We start from the raw sequence: 19,201 nt of genomic DNA, 5'->3' as shown, positions 1-19,201 counted from the left end.
GGAGTAGGGGGACCGCCATGAACGACCGCTCCAAATCCCGCTCCGCCGCGCGTCTGGCCGCCGTGCAGGCGCTCTACCAGATCGAGATGGAGGGCACGCCCCTGCCCGTCCTGCTGCACGAATTCCACCAGCACCGGCTGGGCGCCACCATCGAGGACGTGACCTATACGCCCGCCGAAGAGGGCTTTTTCGACGACATCGTGGCGGGCGTGGACAAGCGCCGCGACGAAATCGACGCGCTGATCGCCGCCCGCCTGTCCAAGGGGTGGAGCCTTGAGCGACTGGACAGGCCAATGCGCCAGATCCTGCGCGCGGGCGCCTATGAACTGATCGCGCGCAGGGATGTGCCGACCGGCAGCGTCATCAGCGAATATGTCGATGTCGCCCACGCCTTTTACGACAAGCGCGAGGCGGGCTTCGTCAACGGCCTGCTTGACGCCGTGGCGAAGGATGTGCGGACATAGCATTTGCCGTTGGCCCTTCGCCTGCTGACGCTCTAGGTTGCGCCCTTAACGCGAAGCCCGACCACGGAGGCCATTCGCATGTCCGCCGAAGCCCGATTCCTAACGCTGCTGCGCCTGCTGGCGGACGATCCGGCCGCGCGCGGGCTGATGGACGATGCCGCCGTGCTCGACCTGCCCGCCAGCCAGCTGGTGCTGACCAGCGATACGATGGTGGAGGGCGTCCATTACCTCCCCACCGATCCGCCCGATGCGGTCGGGTGGAAACTGGCGGCGGTCAACCTGTCGGACCTGGCGGCCAAAGGCGCGCGCCCGATAGGCTGCCTGCTCAACTATGCGCTGTCGGGCGATGATGACTGGGATAGCGGCTTTCTGGAGGGACTGGGCGAGGCGCTCAATCGCCACGCCATGCCGCTGCTCGGCGGCGACACGGTGAAGATGCCGACGGGCGCGCCGCGCAGCGTCAGCCTGACCGCCATCGGCGAAGCGGCCGGCGCCGTGCCCGCGCGCGGCGGCGCGCAGGCGGGCGACCGGCTTTACGTCACCGGACCGGTGGGCGACGCGGGCGTCGGCCTTGACCTCGCCCGCGCCGATCCGGCCGCATCCGGCCCGCTGGTCGACGCCTATCGCCGCCCGCGCCCGCGCCTGGCCGAAGGGGCGCTGCTCGCCCCGCACGTCAGCGCGATGATGGATATTTCCGACGGGCTGCTGATCGACGCGGCCCGCATGGGCGCGGCCAGCGGCCTGGCCGTCGTCATCGACCATATCCCCCTGTCCCCGGCGGTCGAAAGGACGCGCGGGGGGAGCAGCGCGGTGATGATCGCGGCGGCCAGCGCCGGCGATGATTATCAACTGCTCTTCGCCATGCCCGCCGCCATGCGCCCGCCCGTCGCCGCCATCCCGGTGGGCCATCTGCGCGCGGGTGGCGGCCTGACGCTGATGATCGACGGCGCGGTCATGCCCTTGCCCGCGCGCCTCGGCTGGGAACATGGATAACGCTTCCGCAACGACCGGCCTTCAACCCGCTTGACGCGCGCGGTCGCGGCTGTAGCTTTGGCCCGTCCTTTTCTCAGCCCGGCTGGACCGCCCCATGCGCGTGACCCTGTTGCTGATTGATGCGGTGGCCGATGCCGGGCGCGATGCGCCCGGCCGCCCGCGCTCACGCCATTCGACCGCCCGTCATCCCTTGCGGAGCGGCCGATGACAGACACAAATAGGGGAGAGGAACACTCATGCAGATATTATACATCGCCATAGGGTGCGGCCTGCTGGCCGTGCTCTATGGCCTGTTCACCAGCAGGCAGGTGCTGGCCGCTCCGGCGGGCAATGAAACGATGCAGACGATTGCAAGCGCCATTCAGGAGGGCGCGCGCGCTTATCTTGGCCGTCAATATACCACCATCGCCATGGTCGGCGTGGTCGTGGCGGTGCTGGTAGGCTATTTTCTCGGCCTTTATTCGGCCGTCGGCTTCCTGCTGGGGGCCGTGCTGTCTGGCGCGGCCGGTTTTATCGGCATGAACATATCGGTGCGCGCCAATGTCCGCACGGCCGAAGCCTGTCGCGGCACATTGCAACAGGGCCTGACCATCGCCTTCCGCGCGGGCGCGATCACCGGGATGCTCGTGGCGGGGCTCGCTTTGCTCGCGATCAGCGTCTTCTTCTGGTATCTCGTGGGGCCTGCGGGCCACGCCCCTGATGACCGGCTGGTCATCGACAGCCTCGTCGCGCTGGCCTTCGGCGCGTCGCTCATCTCCATCTTCGCGCGGCTTGGCGGCGGCATCTTCACCAAGGCGGCCGATGTCGGCGCGGACCTGGTGGGCAAGGTCGAAGCCGGAATACCGGAGGACGATCCGCGCAACCCCGCCGTCATCGCGGACAATGTCGGCGACAATGTCGGCGACTGCGCGGGCATGGCGGCCGACCTGTTCGAGACCTATGTCGTCACCGTCGGCGCGACCATGGTGCTGACCGCGTTGCTCGTCACCGGCGTCGACAACGCCTTTCTGATGAAGCTGATGACGCTGCCGCTGATCGTCGGCGGCGTGTGCATCATCACCTCGATCATCGGCACCTATATGGTGCGGCTGGGGTCGGGCCAGTCGATCATGGGCGCGCTCTACAAGGGCTTCTGGACCACGGCGCTGCTCTCCATTCCCGCCATCTACTATGTCACCTGGCGCACGCTGGGCGACATGAACGCGGTGTTCGGCGCCGATCTGGAGGGCGCGGGCGGCCATAGCGGCATGGCGCTGTTCTGGTCGATGATGGTGGGCCTGGGCGTCACCGGACTGCTGGTCGTCATCACCGAATATTATACCGGCACCGGCTATCGCCCCGTCCGCTCCATCGCCAAGGCGTCGGAAACCGGCCATGGCACCAATGTCATTCAGGGTCTGGCCGTCAGCCTGGAATCGACCGCGCTGCCGACTTTGGTGATCGTCGTCGGCATCATCGTCGCGCACCAGTTGGCGGGCCTGATCGGCATCGCCTTTGCCGCCACGGCAATGCTGGCGCTGGCGGGCATGGTCGTCGCGCTGGACGCCTATGGCCCGGTGACGGACAATGCGGGCGGCATCGCCGAAATGAGCCATCTGGACGACAGCGTCCGCGTGAAGACCGACGCGCTCGACGCGGTGGGCAACACGACCAAGGCGGTGACGAAGGGTTATGCCATCGGATCGGCGGGCCTGGCCGCGCTGGTGCTGTTCGGCGCCTATACCGAAGACCTCAAATTCTATAATTCGGCGCTGGGCCTTGTCGCACCCGTCGATTTCAGCCTGTCCAACCCCTATGTCATCGTCGGGCTGCTGCTGGGGGCGCTGCTGCCCTATCTGTTCGGCGCGATGGGGATGACCGCCGTGGGCCGTGCGGCGGGCGACGTGGTGAAGGATGTGCGCGACCAGTTCGCCAGCAACAGCGGCATCATGGACGGCACCAGCAAGCCCGATTACGCCCGCACCGTCGACCTCGTCACCAAGGCGGCGATCAAGGAAATGATCGTCCCCTCGCTGCTGCCGGTGCTGGCGCCGATCGTCGTCTATTTCGCGATCAGCGCGGTGGCGGGCACCGCCAACGGCTTTGCGGCACTGGGCGCATTGCTGCTGGGCGTCATCGTGTCCGGCCTGTTCGTCGCCCTGTCGATGACCAGCGGCGGCGGCGCATGGGACAATGCCAAGAAATATATCGAGGACGGCAACCATGGCGGCAAGGGCAGCGAAGCCCACAAGGCGGCCGTCACCGGCGATACCGTGGGCGATCCCTATAAGGACACGGCGGGCCCGGCGGTCAACCCGATGATCAAGATCACCAATATCGTCGCCCTGCTGCTGCTCGCCGCGCTGGCTCATGGCGGATGATCCCACCGATCTGAATCATCTTTTTTCGTGACGCCAGACCGGCCCCGCCCTATTCATCGGGCGGGGCCGGTTTTACTTCGGGGGTCGGGGATGAAGATTGTCGCGGGACTTCTGGCGGGGATCGCCGCTATCGGGTGTGAAGCCGCCATCGCCCAAACAAGCCCGGACGGCGCGACGCCACAGGCCGCCGCCAGCGCCGCGCCCGCCGCCGCCCCCCAATGGAAGCTGGAAGACTTCGCCGCCCTGCCCCTCATGGATGCGCCCATCCTGTCGCCCGACGGGTTGCATCTGGCCACCCGGGTCGCGGTGGACGGGGTGCAGAAGCTGGTGATCGCCGACATCGCCGAAGGGCCCAATCGCATACGTACGCTCGGCCTGGGCGAAAACGACCTGAACTGGTGGCGCTGGGTCAATGACGAATGGCTGATCGTCGGCGTCGGCGCCGAGGCGACAGTCGAGGGCATGCCCTGGTATATCAGCCGCGTCGCCAGCGTGAATCGCGACGGCGCCAAATCATATTTGCTGGCCAAGAACGTCGCCGCCCAGAACGCCGACGACGTCATCTGGGTCGCGCAGGACGGCAGCCCGCGCATCCTCCTCTCATACCAGACATCCATCTACAGCAATATGAAGGGCTTCTGGCCGCAGGTGGACGAGGTCGACGTGACGACCGGCCGGATGCGCACCATCGTCGCCTCGCATGACTATGTGCATGGCTGGTATGCCGATGCGGCGGGCGTGGTCCGGATGGGCGTCGGCTATGTCGACAGCAGCCGGACGGCCAAGCTGCTTTATCGGCCGGATTCGAAAACGGCTTTCCGCGTCGTCGACCGCGCCGACAGGAAACGGGACGAATCGCTGATCGTGCCCCAGTTGTTCTCCGCCGATCCCACGCGCGCCATCGCCTATGATGATCGCGACGGCGCCGACGATCTTTATGAATTCAATCTCCAGACGCTGGAATTGGGCAACAAGATTTTCTCGATGCCCGGCTTCGATCTGGGCGGCATCATACCCGACAGCAGCGGGTCGGCGCTGGCGGGGGTGCGCTACATCGCCGATGCGCCGGGCGTGCACTGGTTCGACGCCAATATTGCAAAAATTCAGGCCGACCTCGACAAGGCCGTCGGCGACCGTCGGGCGCGGATCGTTTCCTCCAGCCGCGACAAGCAGCGGCTGATCGTGCTGGTCGACCGGCCCGACCTGCCGGGCGCTTATTATTATTACGACACTTCCGGCGGAGTGATGAATTTCCTGTCGGCGGTGAATGGCCGTTTCCGCGGCAAGGCGCGCCTCTCCCCGGTGAAGACCATAAGATACAAGGCGCGCGACGGGCTGGAGATCGCAGCCGTGCTGACCCTGCCGAGCGGCCGGGACGCTCAGAAGCTGCCGATGATCCTGTTGCCCCATGGCGGCCCGTTCGCGCGCGATTATGAAAGCTGGGACTGGTGGGCGCAGTTTCTGGCGTGGCGCGGCTACGCGGTGCTGCAACCCAATTATCGGGGATCGTCAGGCTATGGCACGGCCTTCGCTGAAAAGGGCGAGGGACAATGGGGCCTTGCCATGCAGGACGATCTGGACGACGCGGTCGACTGGGCCGTGGCGCAAGGCATCGCCGACGCCGGGCGCGTCTGCATTGCCGGCGCATCCTATGGCGGTTATGCGGCGATGCGGGCGGCGCAGCGCAATGGCGACAAATATCGCTGCGCCATATCCTATGCCGGCGTGTCCGATCTGGCGGCGATGATGCGTTATGACCGCCGTTTTCTGAACAGCGGCACGCGCAGGGACTGGATGAAGGAACAGGCGCCCGATTTCGCCGCCGTTTCGCCGATCAACTTCGCGGCGCAATTCTCGACGCCTATCCTGTTGATGCACGGCAAGAAAGATCGGCGCGTGCGCGTCGACCAGTCACGCAAAATGGCGGAAAAGCTGAAAGCCGCGGGCAAGGCCGAAGGGCGGGACTATATCTATGTCGAACAACCGGAGGCCGACCATCATTTCTCGCGCGAGGCGGACCGGCTGGAATTTCTCCAGCGCATGGACGCCTTCCTGAAGGACCATAATCCGGCCTGATCGTCCGGGGGCGAACGGGTCGCCCCCGGCATTACAGGACGTCAGGCGCTCATCGTCGCGCTGTCGATGACGAAGCGATATTTGACGTCGCTCTTCTGCATCCGTTCATAGGCTTGCTCGATCTGCTGCGCCGACACCATCTCGATGTCCGCGACGATGCCCTTTTCGGCACAGAAATCGAGCATCTCCTGCGTCTCGCCAATGCCGCCGATCAGCGATCCGGCAATGGCCTTGCGGCCAAAGATCAGCACCCCGACATTGGGCGACGGGTGGGCATGTTCGGGCACGCCGGCCAGGCACATGGTGCCGTCGCGCTTCAGCAACATGGTGAAAGCGTCCAGATCATGGCTGGCCGCGACCGTGTTCAGGATGAAGTGGAAACTGCCGGCATGGGCCTGCATTTCTTCCGCGTTGCGCGACACGACGACCTCGTCCGCGCCCAGATCCAGCGCGTCCTGACGCTTGGACTCCGACGTGGTGAAGGCGACGACATGGGCGCCCAGCGCATGGGCCAGCTTCACGCCCATATGGCCAAGGCCGCCAATGCCGACGATGCCGACCTTCTGCCCCGGCCCGACCTTCCAGTGGCGCAGCGGCGACCAGGTGGTGATGCCCGCGCACAGCAGGGGCGCAACCGCCGCCAGTTGATCCTCGGCATGGCTGACCTTCAGCACGAACTTGTCATTGACGACGATATGCTGGGAATAGCCGCCCAGCGTATGGCCGGGGGTATCGGTGGTCGGGCCGTTATAAGTACCGACGAAGCCGTTCTCGCAATATTGCTCCAGCCCTTCATCGCAGGACGCGCAATGCTGGCAACTGTCGACCAAGCAGCCGACGCCGACCGTGTCGCCGACCTTGAATTGCGTCACATGATCGCCGACGGCGGTCACATGGCCGACGATTTCATGGCCCGGAACGCAGGGATAAAGTGTTCCAGCCCATTCGCTGCGCACCTGATGCAGGTCGGAATGGCAAATGCCGCAATAGGCGATGGCGATGGCGACATCGTGAGGGCCGGGCGCGCGGCGTTCAATGTCCATGGGTTCAACGGGCTTGTCGGCGGCATAGGCGCCAAAGGCCTTGGTCAGCATGGGGGACTCCCTGAATGTTAGGCACGATAATCGAGGGTATGAAATAATTCGCCCGCAGGAGGCCAAAAAATGACAGGGGGGCGGGAACGCAACATATGTTTGCGGCGCAGCATGATTTCAAGATGGCGCACCATGGCCTCGCCGCTTGTCCGCCCGCTTCGACCGGCCTATAGCGCCCGGCCATGAAGGATGCACCCCACGCCAGGCAACTGGCCGCGCTGGAAGCCCGCGGCCGATTGCGCCGGTTGATTCCGCGTTCGGGCCGGGATTTCGCCTCCAACGACTATCTGGGCTTTTCGCGCGATCCCATCATTGCACAATCGGTCGCGGACGCAGTGGCGCGCGGCGTGCCGGTCGGCTCCGGCGGATCGCGCCTGTTGCGCGGAAACGCGCCCGAACATGAAGCGGTCGAAGCGCGCGCGGCGGAATTTTTCCGCACCCCCGCCGCCCTGTTCATGGCCAATGGCTTCGCCGCCAATCTGGCGGTCTATGGCGCGCTGCCCCAGCGCGGCGACCTGATCGTCGCGGACGAACTGATCCACGCCAGCGCGCATGACGGCATGGCCCGGTCGAAAGCGACGACGCTGCTCGCCCGCCACAATGACGCGCAGAGCTTCGCCGACATCATCGCCGCCTGGCGCAGGGAAGGGGGCAAGGGCTGCGTCTGGATCGGCGTCGAGACGCTCTATTCGATGGATGGCGACATGGCCCCGCTGGCCGAACTGACCGCCATCGCGGCGCGGCACGACGCCATGCTGCTGCTCGACGAAGCCCATGGCACCGGCGTGTTCGGCCCCGGCGGCCGGGGGCTTTCCGCCGGGCTGGATGGCGCGGACAACGTCGTCACGCTGCACACCTGCGGCAAGGCGATGGGTGTGGAGGGGGCGCTGGTCTGCGGCCCGCGCCTCTATATCGACTATCTGGTCAACCGCGCCCGCCCGTTCATTTATTCGACCGCGCCCTCGCCGCTGATGGCGGTTGCGGTCGGCGCGGCGATCGACCGGATCGAACGGGCCGACAATCGCCGCGACCGGCTGTCGGTGATACGGCAGGACGCTGCCGAGGCGATCTGCCAGCCGCTGGGCCTGCCCCGTCCGCGCAGTCAGATCATTCCGGTCATTCTGGGCGACGACAAACGCGCGATGGCGACGGCGCAGACCTTGCAGGAGGCCGGATTCGACGTGCGCGGCATTCGTCCGCCCACCGTTCCGGCAGGCACGGCGCGGCTGCGCATTTCGCTGACGCTGAATGTCGGGCGGCCCGACGTCCACGCGCTGGGCGATGCTTTGCGGCAGGCGCTGCGATGAAGGGCGTCATCGTCACCGGCACCGACACCGACATCGGCAAGACGGTGTTCGCCGCCGGTCTCGCCGCCGCTTTGGGCGGCTATTACTGGAAGCCGGTGCAGGCGGGAACGGCCGATGGCGGCGACCGGGAAACGGTGGCGCAGCTTTCCGGCCTCGCCCCCGATCATATCCTGCCCGAAGCCTATCGCCTCGCCACGCCCGCATCCCCCCATCTGGCCGCGCGGATCGACGGGGTTCGCATCGACGCCGACCGCCTTGCGCTGCCCCCCGTCGACGGGCCGCTGGTGGTGGAGGGCGCAGGCGGCGTGCTGGTGCCGTTGACGCCCGACATGCTGATCGCCGACATGTTCGCGCGCTGGGGCCTGCCCGCCATTGTTTGCGCGCGCACGACGCTGGGCACGATCAACCACAGCCTGTTGTCGATCGAGGCGCTGCGCGCGCGCGGCGTGCCCGTGGCCGGCATCGCCTTCATCGGCGACGCCCATGAGGAAAATGAGCGCATCATTCCGGCCATCGCCGGTTTGCCCTCGCTGGGTCGCCTGCCGCGCCTCGATCCGCTGAACCGCGACACGCTGGCCCGGGCCTTCCGCGACCATATCGACCTGTCGCCGCTGACCCTTGGCTGACCGGATTTTCGAGCGGGGCGCTTCAGCTTTCGACCAACGACATGGACTTGGCGGCGCGCGCGGTTCCAACTCAGCCCATTAGGGCTTCGCCCCGAACATGATTAAGCAAGGGACGCTTGATGAAAAAGATGTTGCACGCCACCGCCGCCATGGCGCTGGCGCTTTCCGCCGTGACGGCGCAGGCCGGGACCAAACCCGCCGCCACGCAGGCCCCCGCCGCCGGAAAGCCGGAAATCGGCAGCTTCGGCTTTGACCTCACCGGCATGGACAAGGGCGTGAAGCCGGGCGACGATTTTTATGACTATGCCAATGGCGGCTGGGCGAAGGCCACGCCGATCCCCGAGGACAAGTCCAATTTCGGCGCCTTCCACGTGCTGGCGGACCTGTCGCAGGCGCGCACCCACGCCATATTGGAGGAGGCGAAGGCCGACCCCGCCAGCAAGATCGGCGCCGCCTATGCCAGTTTCATGGATGAAGCCGCTGTGGAGGCAAAGGGCATGGCCCCCATCGCCCCCTGGCTCGATCAGGTCCGCGCGCTTCAGGACAGGGCCGGCTATGCCGCGCTTGCCGCGCAGGCGACCCGATCGGGCGTCGGCGCGCCTTTTGGCCTTTATGTGGGGCAGGACGACAAGGATCCCGACAACTATATCGTCACCCTGACCCAAGGCGGCCTGGGCCTGCCCGACCGCGATTATTATCTGAGCGAAGACGCCAAGATGGCGGAAACCCGGGCCGCCTATGCCGGCTTTCTGGAAAAGATGCTGACGTTGGCGGGCGAGAGCGACGCAAAGGCGCGGGCGCAGGCGCTGCTGGCGTTCGAAACCGAGATCGCCAGGGTTCACTGGACCCGCGTCGACAGCCGCGACGCCGACAAGGTCTATAACAAGATGACGCTGGCGCAGCTGACCAGCGCCGCGCCCGGCTTCGACTTTGCCGGCTGGCTCGCCGCCAACAAGATCGCCGCCACGCAAGTGCTGGTGTCGCAGCCCAGCGCCCTGACGGGCGAAGCCGCTTTGATCGCCCGGGCGCCGCTGGCCGTGCTGCGTGACGCGCTGATCGTGCGCAGCCTGCACGCCTATGCCGAACAATTGCCCGATGCCGTCGGCGCGGCCGACTTCGCTTTCAATGGCACCATATTGTCGGGCACGCCCCAGCGCGAGGATCGGTGGAAGCGCGCCGTCAATTTCGTCACCGACGCGATGGGCGAGGAAGTGGGCAAGGTCTATGTCGCCCGCCATTTCCCCCCGGAAACCAAGGCGGCGATGGATGTTCTGGTCAAGAATGTTCTGGCCGCCATGGGCCGCCGCATCGACGCCCTGCCATGGATGGGCGACGCCACCAAAGAACGCGCCCGCGCCAAGCTGGCCGCCTTCACGCCCAAGATCGGCTATCCCGACAAATGGATCGATTATTCCGCGCTGACGGTCGCGCCCGACGATCTGCTGGGCAACGCCATGCGCGCCAAACAGTTCGCCTTTGACCGCGACGTCGCCAAGCTGGGCCAGCCCATCGACCGGGGCGAATGGCATATGACGCCGATGGAGGTGAACGCCTACGCCAATTTCGGCATGGTGGAAATCGTCTTCCCCGCCGCCATCCTGCAACCGCCCTTCTTCGATCCCCATGCCGACCCGGCGGTCAACTATGGCGGCATCGGCGCGGTGATCGGCCATGAAATCAGCCATCATTTCGACGATCAGGGCGCGAAATATGACGAGAAGGGCAAGCTCAACCAATGGTGGAGCGAGGCCGACCTCGCCAAGTTCAAGGCGCTGACCGGCGATCTGGTCAAGCAATATGACGCCTATGCCCCCTTCCCCGACGCGCATGTGCAGGGCGCCTTCACCCTGGGCGAAAATATCGGCGACCTGGCCGGGCTGTCGGTGGCGCTCGACGCCTATCATGCCTCGCTGGGCGGCAAGCCCGCGCCGGTGATCGACGGGCTGACCGGCGACCAGCGTTTCTTCCTGGGCTGGGCGCAGGTGTGGCGGCGCAATTATCGCGAGGCCAATCTGCGCCAGCGGCTCATCACCGATCCGCACAGCCCATCGCGCTATCGCGCCGACATCGTGCGCAATTTCGACGCCTGGTATGACGCCTTCAAGCCCAGGGCGGGCGAGGCGCTCTATCTGGCCCCGAAGGACCGCGTGAAAATCTGGTGACGGACGGGCGCGGGCGCGCATCGCTTGCGAAACGCGCCCGCGCCCGCGTAAAGGGGGGGCCATGACCTCCCCCGTCTGGCACCCCTTTACGCAGCATGGGCTGAAAGAGCCCATTCCCCATGTCGTCGGCGCAAAAGGCGCTGAACTGCATCTGGCCGATGGCGGCACGCTCATCGACGCGATTTCAAGCTGGTGGGTGACGACCCACGGCCATTGCCACCCGCGCATCGCGGCGGCCATCGCGGATCAGGCGGGGCGGCTGGATCAGATGATCTTTGCCGGATACACCCATGAACCCGCCGAACAGGTGGCGCGCGGCCTCGTCGCCCTGGCCCCGCGCGCGCCCGGCCGCCCGCCGCTGGCCCATGTCTTCTATTCCGACAGCGGGTCGACGGCGGTCGAGGTGGCGCTCAAGATGGCGCTCGGCTATTGGCACAATCGCGCTCTGGATGGCGGGTCGATGGCGCGCGCGCACATCCTCGTCATGGAGCATAGCTATCATGGCGACACCATCGGCGCGATGTCGGTGGGCGAGCGCGGCGTCTATAATCAGGCTTGGGCGCCCTTGCTCTTCGATGTCGGCGCCATCCCCTTCCCCGCGCCGGGGCGGGAACAGCAGACGCTCGCCGCGCTCGAGGCCGCCTGCGCGGACAAGGCCCGGCCGCCCGCCGCCTTCATCGTCGAGCCGCTGGTGCTGGGCGCGGGCGGGATGCTGGTCTATTCCCCCGCCATATTGCGCGAGATGGCGGCGATATGCGCGCGCCACGACGTGCTGTTCATCGCGGACGAGGTGATGACCGGATGGGGCCGCACCGGCACCATGTTCGCCTGCGAACAGGCGGGCGTCGCGCCCGACATCATGGCCGTGGCCAAGGGGATTACCGGCGGCGCCATTCCGCTCGCCGCGACGCTGTCGACCGCCGCGATCTTCGACGCGCATGTGTCGACGGACCGTTCGCGCCAGTTTTTCCACAGCTCCAGCTATACCGCCAATCCCATCGCCTGTGCGGCGGCGGCGGCCAATCTGGCGATCTGGCGCGAAGAGGATGTGGCCGGGCGCATCGCCGCCCTGTCGGCCTCGCTCGCGCGGCGGCTGGAGCGGATCGCCGCCCACCCCGCGCTCGACAATCCGCGCGGGCTGGGCGCGATCGGCGCGATCGACCTGCGCACGGCCGATGCGGGATATCTCTCCGACCTTGCCCCGCGCCTGCGCGCCTTCTTCCTGGAGCGCGGCCTGCTGATGCGCCCCTTGGGCAACAGCATCTACTGGATGCCGCCCTATTGCATCGACGAAGCGCAGCTTGACCGGCTCTTTGACGCCATCCTCTCGGCGGCCGATCGCTTCGGCGGCACGGCCTGACTTTCCATTTGCGCCTTTTGCCGCTATGGCGACCCGATTCACGGACATTAATGGATATTATGGCGAAAGAAGAACTGCTCGAAATGCGCGGACAGGTGGTGGAGCTTTTGCCCAACGCCATGTTCCGCGTGCGGCTGGAGAATGATCACGAAATCCTTGGCCACACGGCGGGCAAGATGCGCAAGAACCGCATCCGCGTGCTGGTGGGCGACGAAGTGCTGGTCGAACTGACCCCCTACGACCTGACCAAGGGTCGGATAACCTATCGTTTCAAATAAGCACGGCGCGGCCCCTGTCATGCGCCTGATCCTGGCTTCGGCATCGCCGCGACGGCGCGACCTTCTGGCCCAGATCGGCGTTACGCCCGACGCGATTTTTCCGGCCGACATCGACGAAACCCCGCGCAAGGGCGAACTGCCTCGCCCCTATGCCGCGCGCATGGCGGCGGAGAAGGCGGCTGCGGTTGCGGGCCTGCACCCTGGCGCGGTCATCCTGTCAGGCGACACCGTCGTCGCCGCCGGTCGCCGCATCCTGCCCAAGGCGGAAACGGAAGCCGAAGCGAGGGCGTGCCTGTCACTGCTGTCGGGCCGCCGCCATCGCGTGCTGAGCGCGGTGACGCTGATCGACGCCGATGGCCGCGCACGCCACCGGATGAGCGACAATGTCGTCATCTTCAAGCGGCTCGACCGGGCGGAGATCGACGCCTATATCGCCAGCGACGAATGGCGCGGCAAGGCGGGCGGCTATGCGATACAGGGCCGCGCCGCCGGCTTCATCCGATCCATCATCGGCAGCCATAGCGCGATCATGGGCCTGCCCCTTTACGAGACCCGCGCCCTGTTGCGCGCGGCGTCCTTCCCCTGCGATTGAGACACATCATGGCTGAATGGCTGTATGAAGAAGGCATTGGCGAGGCGCGGGCCGCGCTGATCGAGAACGGCAAGCTGGTCGAGGCGCTGATCGAGCGCGAGCATGACGCGGTGCGCGCCGGCGCCATCGCGTCGGGCCGCCTGATCCGCACCGTCATCCCCCGCCGTCGCGGCATCGCCCGGCTGGACAATGGCCAGGAAGTGCTGGTCGAGCCCATCCCGCCCAAGATCGCCGAGGGCGCGGTGGTGATGGTCGAGATATTGCGCGAGGCGATCGCCGAGGAGGGCCGCGCCAAGCTGGCCAAGGGGCGCATCGCGCAAGCGGGGGTGAAAGCCCACCCCGGCCCCAGCCTGCTCCAGCGGCTGCGCGCCACCGGCGTCCCCATCATCCCCTGCCCCGCGCATGAGGAGGACCGGCTGGAGGCGCATGGCTGGTCGGAGCTGCTGGAAGAGGCGATGAGCGGCGAGGTCGGCACGGAGGATGCGGCGCTGCGCATCTTCCCCACGCCCGCCATGATCCTGATCGACGTGGACGGCAGCCTGCCCCCCGCCAAGCTCGGCCCCAAGGGCGCGAAGCTGGCCGCGATGGCGATCCGCCGCATGGGGCTGGCCGGCTCCATCGGCATCGACCTGCCGACGATGAACAACAAGGACGAACGCACCGTCTCCGCCGCGCAGATCGACAAATATCTGCCGCTCCCCTTCGAACGCACCGCCGTCAACGGCTTTGGCTTTGTCCAGATCATCCGGCGGCGCGAACGGGCGAACCTGATGGAAATATTGCGCGACGACCCCGTTGAAACCGCCGCCATGGCGCTGCTGCGCCGGGCGGAGCGCCATGGCGCGGGCGGCGCGGCGACGCTGACCGCCGCGCCCGCCGTGATCGGCCTGCTGCGCCGCCATGGCGACTGGATCGACAGGCTGGCGCGCAGGCGGGGCGGAACCATCGCCTTGCAGGCCGACGAAACACTCGCCATATCGGCCGGGCATGTCGCCTGACACCCCCGCCCCCTGCCCCGTTTGCGGCCAGCCCGCCAGCGTTCGGCATCGCCCCTTTTGCGGCGCCGCCTGCCGCGATCGCGACCTGTTGCAATGGCTGGGCGAAGGCTATCGCATTCCCGGCCCGCCCGCCCTGGCGGACGATGAAAAAACAGGTGATTAGGGGCTGGACAGGATAGCGGAGTCCCGCTTATAGGCACCGCTCCCAAGCCGCCCGCCAAATCTGGCGGGCCGCACGCCCGGGTAGCTCAGTTGGTAGAGCATGCGACTGAAAATCGCAGTGTCGGCGGTTCGACTCCGTCCCCGGGCACCATTATCCTGATCGCCAGAACCGCCCGATGGTTCGGAAGCGCCGGCGGCGCGTCTCTGTTTTAAGGAGGGGCGACGAAATCGCGCAGGCGCCGTCGCCGGCGATTCAGCCGATGCGAACGGGCGTCAGACGCCGTTATTGGCGATGATGTCGACGCTGGTCTTGCCGTCGGGACCGTTCGAAACCATCACCAGATAGGCCCCGCCATCCTTGTCGCGGGTGCCGCCCAGCACATTGTCGCCATCGATCGAGCGATGTTCGGCGGTGAAGCCGGCGCGGCGGGCCTGGGTGAAATAAAAGTCGACGACCTGCTGGCGCGGCACCGGCGTCACGAAGCTGACGGCGCGCAGCGAGCAGCCTTCGCCCTGCGCCCCCGCCGCTTCCATCAGTTGCGACCCCGGATAGGCGACAAAAGGCTCGGGCAGGCGCCCGGCCCATTGCATCGCATATTGCATCCGCGCGGCGCAGTCGGCCGCGCCCTTCCCCACCTTTTGCTCGCGGGCGAGTGCGCCCAGCGTTTCGGGCTTTTCACCCGGCCCGATGGCCGGCGACGGCGCGGACAGGATCCGCCCGCCCGCCAGTTTGAGCGCCGCCTGCTGCGCCTGCGCCGCGTCGCCCGACAGCACCGGCAGCGCGGCGTTGGCGGGTTTGTCGGCGGGGCGCACGGCGTTGCGATTGGACTGGGTGGTAAGGTTGGGGTCGACCACGATCTGGTCGGCCAGCGCGCTCTTTATCGCTGGATCGACGGCGTTGTTGGTCAGTTGCGCGTCGAGCGAGGCGAGATCGGCGCTGCCATCGCCCTTGCCGCAGGCGGCCAGAGGCAGAAGCATCGCCGCCGCCCACATCATCCGATTCGCCTGGCGCATCGCCCGTCACTCCCATTGCCTGACGGCAAGACATCGGTCGGGAATATTAATATTTCGTTAGGGATTAGGGTAAAGATGGCAAATAAAGGGTTAACCTGCGCCAGAACCGGGCTTTTCCCGTCACTGCCGGACGAACGCGCCGCGCGGAACGGGTTTCGCCAGCGTCGTTGATCCTTTAGGCAGGAGCCATGTCGCCCGCCCCGCCGCTTCGCCGCATTTGCCTGGCCGCACTGGCTGCGGGCGCGCTCGCCAGTTGTTCGGGCGGAGAGAAGGGACCGATCGTCGTCAGCGTGATCGGCGACCGCGATCAAATGGCGACGCCCTATAAATATCTGCCTGCGCCCGCCGCCAAGCTGATGCTGGAATCGACGGCGCAGGGGCTGGTCGCGTTCGACGCGGCGGGCGACATCATGCCCGCCCTCGCCCAGCGCTGGATCGTGCAGGAGGACGGGCGCAGCTATATTTTCCGCCTGCGCCGCGCGACCTGGCCCAATGGCGCGCGGGTGACGGCGAAGGATGTCGCCCGGATGATGAACGCGCGCATGGAACTGATCCGCGCGACCGACCCCGACGGGCCGCTGGACGCGGTGAGCGCGGCCGTCCCGATGACCGGCGAGGTGGTGGAGATACGCCTGCTCGCGGCGCGGCCACATTTGTTGCAGATGCTGGCCCAGCCGCAAATGGGCCTGTCCGCCCGCAATGGCGGCACTGGCCCCTATAGCCAGCAGCGCTGGGGCCGCGCGCTGATGCTGGAGCCGGTTTCCGATCCCGCCGATCCGATCGACGAAGCCGGCATCCCGCCCGAAGAGCGCCGCATCGTCCGCGCCGAAAAGGCCGCGCAGGCGGTTATCCGGTTTGGCGCGGGACAGGCGGCGCTGGTGCTGGGCGGGCGTTATGCCGATCTGCCGCTGGTGCAGCGGGCCGGGATCGACACATCGGCGATACGGATCGACCCGGTGATGGGGCTGTTCGGGCTGGCGGTGACCGGCGAGGGGCCGCTGTTGGACGATGACGGCGTCCGCGCCGCGATCAGCATGGTCATCGACCGCGATCAGTTGCCCGGCCTGCTGGGCCTGGGCCGCTGGTCCATCGGCCCCGATTTCGTGCCCCAGCAACTGGAATTGCCGCGCGCGCCGACACGGCCCGACTGGGCAGGCCTGTCGATGGACGACCGGGTGGCGCGCGGGCGGGCCGCCGTCGACCGCTGGCGCGCCGGCCATGACGGGCCGCCGCCCGCGATCCGCATCGCCATGCCCCCCGGTCCGGGATCGACCCTGGTTCACGGCCTGATCGACGCGGGGTTGCGGCGCATCGGCCTGTCATCCGTGCGGGTCGGCCCCGATGACAAGGCCGACCTGACCCTGATCGACGAGGTTGCGCCCTATGACAGCGTGCTGTGGTATCTGGGCCGGGTCACGTGCGCGCGCGGCGTCCATTGCAGCAGGCAGGCGCAGGCGAAATTGCAGGAGGCGAGCCTCGCCACCACCAGCGAGGACCGGCAGGCGCGCATCGCCGAGGCCGAAGCGCTGACCGTCGCGCATCATGGCTATATCGGGCTGGGCGCGCCGGTGCGCTGGTCGCTGGTTTCCCGGCGGCTGACCGGCTTTGCGCCTTCCCCCCGTGCGCGCCACCCATTGAACCAACTGCTCCGCGAACCCAATTGAGGGGGGAAGGAGTGTTTTTTCATGGCGATTTCGCAGGACGAGTTCCGTTCCATCGCGCGCGACCTGCCCGGCATGGGGCGCGACGCGGCTTCGGTGCGGCGGCGGGTGGAGGCGATGGAGGCGCTGCTCGAAGGATTGATCGCCATACCGGGCACGCGGCGCAAGCTGGGGCTGGACTCCATCGTCGGGCTGGTGCCGGTGGTGGGCGACGCGATCACCGCGGCGATGGGCGCGTGGATCATCTGGGAAGCGCGCAATCTGGGCATGTCGAAATGGCAACTGGCGCGGATGAGCGCCAATCTGGGCGTTGACACGCTGATCGGCGCGATCCCGCTGGCGGGCGATCTGTTCGACTTTCTCTATCGGTCGAACACGCGCAACCTCAAGATCATCAAGCGCCATCTGGACAAGCATCATCCCGGCACGGTGACGATCCAGGGATAGCGCATCGGCGACGCTTAACGCATCGGTTCGATCCGCAGGCGCGCGGTCGGTGCGGCGCCGCCCTGATGCGCGGGGCAGCGGGCGGGGCGCAGGCGCTTGTCATGGCAAAGCCAGATTTCGTCGAGCCAGCCCGCACGCGTCGTCGTCACCCGCAGCATGTCGGCGCTCATCCCCCGGTTGGCGCGGGCGAAGGCGCGTTGCAGATCGCCCACGCGCAGGTCGCGGCGCTGGCCGAGCGCGGCCATGTCGGGATAGCGCAGGGCTTCGAACAGGGCGCGGGCCTTGGCGAAATAGTCGGCCGGGCGCGTCGTCATGCAGGCGCCGTGCTTGGCCCATTCATGCTGAAGCAACTGGACCGAGGGGGTGGCGCACAGATTGGCGCGGATCACGGCCGGGGTCAAAAGCCGCGTCGGGCGGCAATATTGCGGCCATGTCTTGCCCTGGCCATCGGGCCACAGGCCGTGCAGGGTGAAGCCGAAACGGCCATTGCGCCCCGAACAGCGCAGGCTTTCGTCATGGCGCGGACTGGCGCAGACATGGGGCGACCAGGTGATCGCCAGCGTATAGCCGCCGATGGGCAGCACCCTTTTGGGCTGATCCCGGCTCGGCAGGTCGGGGCGCGGCGCGGGCAGCCGCTGCGGCATCGCGCACTGGCTGGCCTGCGCGTGGGCCGTTATGGGGGCCGCCATCGGCGTCAGCAGGGCGAGGGCGGCGGCAATCGCCAGCGACCGGTTACGCATGGGCGAAATCGAGGCCGATGTCGGCGGCGGGGGCGGATTGGGTCAGGCGGCCGACGCTGATATAGGTGACGCCGCTCTCGGCGATGGCGCGGATGGTGTCGAGCCGGACGCCGCCCGATGCTTCGGTCGGCACGCGACCCGCGACGATGCCGACCGCCTCGCGCAGCATCGGCGGCCCCATATTGTCGAGCAGCAGATGCGTGCCCCCGGCGGCGATGGCCGGTTCGATCTGGTCGATGCGGTCGACCTCCACGATGATGCGTTCGACCCCGGCGGCGACGGCGCGGCCGACGGCGGCCTCCACCGATCCGGCGACGGCGACATGATTGTCCTTGATCATCGCCGCGTCCCACAGGCCCATGCGATGATTGGTCGCGCCGCCCATGCGGGTGGCGTATTTCTCCAGAAACCGCAGGCCCGGAATGGTCTTGCGCGTGTCCAGCAGGGTCGCGCCGGTGCCCGCGATGGCGTCGACATAGGCGCGGGTCATGGTCGCGATGCCGGTCAGATGCTGGACGGTGTTGAGCGCCGACCGCTCCGCCGTCAGCATCGCCCGCGCGCGGCCATGGATGCGCATGATGTCGGTTCCCGCCGCGACGCTGTCGCCATCGGCGGCGAGCATGTCGACCCGCACTTCGGGGTCGAGCGCGCGGAAGAAGGCGGCGGCGATGGGCAGCCCCGCCAGCGTCGCCGCGTCGCGGCTGTCCATCACGCCGTCGAACAGGGCGTCGGAGGGAATCACCGCCTCGCTGGTCACGTCGCGCCCGTCCGGCCCCAGATCCTCGGCCAGGGTGGAGGCGATGAAGGCGGGCAGGTCGAAGCCGGGGAGCGTGAAGGTCATGGGCGATGCTCTAGCCGCGCCGCACC

Annotated in this window: 18 protein-coding genes and 1 tRNA gene; 15 read left to right on the top strand and 4 right to left on the bottom strand. The window is 67.3% G+C overall.

Annotated features, from left to right (window positions below; all coding sequences use genetic code 11):
- Positions 1 to 17 precede the first annotated feature (17 nt).
- The 4 genes from nusB to GGR44_RS10785 all read left to right on the top strand — a co-directional run bounded on the left by nusB (position 18) and on the right by GGR44_RS10785 (position 5,893).
- Entirely contained in the window at positions 18 to 464 is a 447-nt protein-coding gene (gene nusB / locus GGR44_RS10800) for a transcription antitermination factor NusB (protein ID WP_183955581.1), read from the top strand.
- A gap of 78 nt (positions 465 to 542) precedes the next feature.
- Entirely contained in the window at positions 543 to 1,457 is a 915-nt protein-coding gene (gene thiL / locus GGR44_RS10795; protein ID WP_183955580.1) for a thiamine-phosphate kinase, read from the top strand.
- Between the two features lie 236 nt (positions 1,458 to 1,693).
- Positions 1,694 to 3,817: a sodium-translocating pyrophosphatase gene (locus tag GGR44_RS10790; protein ID WP_183955579.1), complete on the top strand. Its 2,124-nt coding sequence runs from the start codon at positions 1,694 to 1,696 to the stop codon at positions 3,815 to 3,817.
- Between the two features lie 90 nt (positions 3,818 to 3,907).
- A complete protein-coding gene (locus tag GGR44_RS10785; RefSeq protein ID WP_183955578.1) occupies positions 3,908 to 5,893 on the top strand; it encodes an alpha/beta hydrolase family protein in 1,986 nt (661 codons plus the stop codon).
- A 41-nt stretch (positions 5,894 to 5,934) separates the two neighbouring features.
- Here GGR44_RS10785 and GGR44_RS10780 read toward each other — a convergent pair whose 3' ends face one another.
- Entirely contained in the window at positions 5,935 to 6,987 is a 1,053-nt protein-coding gene (locus tag GGR44_RS10780; protein WP_183955577.1) for an NAD(P)-dependent alcohol dehydrogenase, read from the bottom strand.
- A 182-nt stretch (positions 6,988 to 7,169) separates the two neighbouring features.
- Between GGR44_RS10780 and GGR44_RS10775 the strand changes: the two genes are divergently transcribed.
- The 9 genes from GGR44_RS10775 (at position 7,170) to GGR44_RS10735 (ending at position 14,623) form a co-directional block, all read left to right on the top strand.
- On the top strand, positions 7,170 to 8,294 hold the full coding sequence (locus GGR44_RS10775) for an 8-amino-7-oxononanoate synthase (RefSeq protein WP_183955576.1): 1,125 nt from the start codon (positions 7,170 to 7,172) through the stop codon (positions 8,292 to 8,294).
- Complete coding sequence (gene bioD, locus GGR44_RS10770) at positions 8,291 to 8,920, top strand: dethiobiotin synthase (RefSeq protein WP_183955575.1); 630 nt, start codon at positions 8,291 to 8,293, stop codon at positions 8,918 to 8,920. The genes GGR44_RS10775 and bioD overlap by 4 nt, the downstream gene beginning before the upstream one ends.
- A 119-nt stretch (positions 8,921 to 9,039) precedes the next feature.
- Positions 9,040 to 11,082, top strand: a complete 2,043-nt coding sequence (locus GGR44_RS10765) for a M13 family metallopeptidase (RefSeq protein ID WP_183955574.1) — start codon at positions 9,040 to 9,042, stop codon at positions 11,080 to 11,082.
- A gap of 61 nt (positions 11,083 to 11,143) precedes the next feature.
- Positions 11,144 to 12,442 carry an adenosylmethionine--8-amino-7-oxononanoate transaminase gene (locus tag GGR44_RS10760; RefSeq protein ID WP_183955573.1) on the top strand — a complete coding sequence of 433 codons (1,299 nt, stop codon included), beginning with the start codon at positions 11,144 to 11,146 and terminating at the stop codon, positions 12,440 to 12,442.
- A gap of 59 nt (positions 12,443 to 12,501) precedes the next feature.
- Positions 12,502 to 12,720 (top strand): translation initiation factor IF-1, encoded by a 219-nt coding sequence (infA, locus tag GGR44_RS10755; protein ID WP_003049127.1) that lies wholly within the window; start codon positions 12,502 to 12,504, stop codon positions 12,718 to 12,720.
- A 19-nt stretch (positions 12,721 to 12,739) separates the two neighbouring features.
- Positions 12,740 to 13,312, top strand: coding sequence for a Maf family protein (locus GGR44_RS10750; protein ID WP_183955572.1), 573 nt, complete (start codon positions 12,740 to 12,742; stop codon positions 13,310 to 13,312).
- Positions 13,313 to 13,320: 8 nt separating this feature from the next.
- Entirely contained in the window at positions 13,321 to 14,310 is a 990-nt protein-coding gene (locus GGR44_RS10745; protein ID WP_183955571.1) for a ribonuclease, read from the top strand.
- Complete coding sequence (locus GGR44_RS10740; RefSeq protein WP_183955570.1) at positions 14,300 to 14,473, top strand: DNA gyrase inhibitor YacG; 174 nt, start codon at positions 14,300 to 14,302, stop codon at positions 14,471 to 14,473. The genes GGR44_RS10745 and GGR44_RS10740 overlap by 11 nt, the downstream gene beginning before the upstream one ends.
- Positions 14,474 to 14,547: 74 nt before the next feature.
- Positions 14,548 to 14,623 (top strand) — tRNA-Phe (locus GGR44_RS10735).
- Positions 14,624 to 14,745: 122 nt separating this feature from the next.
- Here the strand turns inward: GGR44_RS10735 and GGR44_RS10730 are convergent.
- Positions 14,746 to 15,486, bottom strand: a complete 741-nt coding sequence (locus GGR44_RS10730) for a hypothetical protein (protein WP_246344537.1) — start codon at positions 15,484 to 15,486, stop codon at positions 14,746 to 14,748.
- Between the two features lie 188 nt (positions 15,487 to 15,674).
- Here GGR44_RS10730 and GGR44_RS10725 point away from each other — a divergent pair, with 188 nt between their 5' ends.
- A complete protein-coding gene (locus GGR44_RS10725) occupies positions 15,675 to 17,150 on the top strand; it encodes an ABC transporter substrate-binding protein (RefSeq protein ID WP_183955569.1) in 1,476 nt (491 codons plus the stop codon).
- Between the two features lie 21 nt (positions 17,151 to 17,171).
- Positions 17,172 to 17,594 carry a DUF4112 domain-containing protein gene (locus GGR44_RS10720; protein WP_183955568.1) on the top strand — a complete coding sequence of 141 codons (423 nt, stop codon included), beginning with the start codon at positions 17,172 to 17,174 and terminating at the stop codon, positions 17,592 to 17,594.
- A gap of 14 nt (positions 17,595 to 17,608) precedes the next feature.
- Here GGR44_RS10720 and GGR44_RS10715 read toward each other — a convergent pair whose 3' ends face one another.
- Both GGR44_RS10715 and nadC read right to left on the bottom strand, forming a co-directional pair.
- The gene (locus GGR44_RS10715; RefSeq protein WP_183955567.1) at positions 17,609 to 18,334 is read right to left on the bottom strand and encodes a ribonuclease T2 family protein; all 726 of its coding nucleotides are present in this window, start codon (positions 18,332 to 18,334) and stop codon (positions 17,609 to 17,611) included.
- Entirely contained in the window at positions 18,327 to 19,175 is an 849-nt protein-coding gene (nadC, locus tag GGR44_RS10710; protein ID WP_183955566.1) for a carboxylating nicotinate-nucleotide diphosphorylase, read from the bottom strand. Before nadC ends, GGR44_RS10715 begins: the two co-directional genes overlap by 8 nt.
- Positions 19,176 to 19,201: the final 26 nt, after the last annotated feature.

The organism is Sphingobium fontiphilum, assembly GCF_014196635.1.
GTDB classification, from domain to species: domain Bacteria; phylum Pseudomonadota; class Alphaproteobacteria; order Sphingomonadales; family Sphingomonadaceae; genus Sphingobium; species Sphingobium fontiphilum.
The sequence above is the reverse complement of the archived record's forward strand: the minus strand, read 5'-3'. Positions and strand labels throughout refer to the sequence as shown.

Excerpts from the sequence above, each read along its gene's own strand:
- nusB (WP_183955581.1), top strand. The coding sequence starts at position 18 with ATGAACGACCGCTCCAAATCCCGCTCCGCCGCGCGTCTGGCCGCCGTG.
- thiL (WP_183955580.1), top strand. The coding sequence starts at position 543 with ATGTCCGCCGAAGCCCGATTCCTAACGCTGCTGCGCCTGCTGGCGGAC.
- GGR44_RS10790 (WP_183955579.1), top strand. The coding sequence starts at position 1,694 with ATGCAGATATTATACATCGCCATAGGGTGCGGCCTGCTGGCCGTGCTC.
- GGR44_RS10785 (WP_183955578.1), top strand. The coding sequence starts at position 3,908 with ATGAAGATTGTCGCGGGACTTCTGGCGGGGATCGCCGCTATCGGGTGT.
- GGR44_RS10780 (WP_183955577.1), bottom strand. The coding sequence starts at position 6,987 with ATGCTGACCAAGGCCTTTGGCGCCTATGCCGCCGACAAGCCCGTTGAA.
- GGR44_RS10775 (WP_183955576.1), top strand. The coding sequence starts at position 7,170 with ATGAAGGATGCACCCCACGCCAGGCAACTGGCCGCGCTGGAAGCCCGC.
- bioD (WP_183955575.1), top strand. The coding sequence starts at position 8,291 with ATGAAGGGCGTCATCGTCACCGGCACCGACACCGACATCGGCAAGACG.
- GGR44_RS10765 (WP_183955574.1), top strand. The coding sequence starts at position 9,040 with ATGAAAAAGATGTTGCACGCCACCGCCGCCATGGCGCTGGCGCTTTCC.
- GGR44_RS10760 (WP_183955573.1), top strand. The coding sequence starts at position 11,144 with ATGACCTCCCCCGTCTGGCACCCCTTTACGCAGCATGGGCTGAAAGAG.
- infA (WP_003049127.1), top strand. The coding sequence starts at position 12,502 with ATGGCGAAAGAAGAACTGCTCGAAATGCGCGGACAGGTGGTGGAGCTT.
- GGR44_RS10750 (WP_183955572.1), top strand. The coding sequence starts at position 12,740 with ATGCGCCTGATCCTGGCTTCGGCATCGCCGCGACGGCGCGACCTTCTG.
- GGR44_RS10745 (WP_183955571.1), top strand. The coding sequence starts at position 13,321 with ATGGCTGAATGGCTGTATGAAGAAGGCATTGGCGAGGCGCGGGCCGCG.
- GGR44_RS10740 (WP_183955570.1), top strand. The coding sequence starts at position 14,300 with ATGTCGCCTGACACCCCCGCCCCCTGCCCCGTTTGCGGCCAGCCCGCC.
- GGR44_RS10730 (WP_246344537.1), bottom strand. The coding sequence starts at position 15,486 with ATGCGCCAGGCGAATCGGATGATGTGGGCGGCGGCGATGCTTCTGCCT.
- GGR44_RS10725 (WP_183955569.1), top strand. The coding sequence starts at position 15,675 with ATGTCGCCCGCCCCGCCGCTTCGCCGCATTTGCCTGGCCGCACTGGCT.
- GGR44_RS10720 (WP_183955568.1), top strand. The coding sequence starts at position 17,172 with ATGGCGATTTCGCAGGACGAGTTCCGTTCCATCGCGCGCGACCTGCCC.
- GGR44_RS10715 (WP_183955567.1), bottom strand. The coding sequence starts at position 18,334 with ATGCGTAACCGGTCGCTGGCGATTGCCGCCGCCCTCGCCCTGCTGACG.
- nadC (WP_183955566.1), bottom strand. The coding sequence starts at position 19,175 with ATGACCTTCACGCTCCCCGGCTTCGACCTGCCCGCCTTCATCGCCTCC.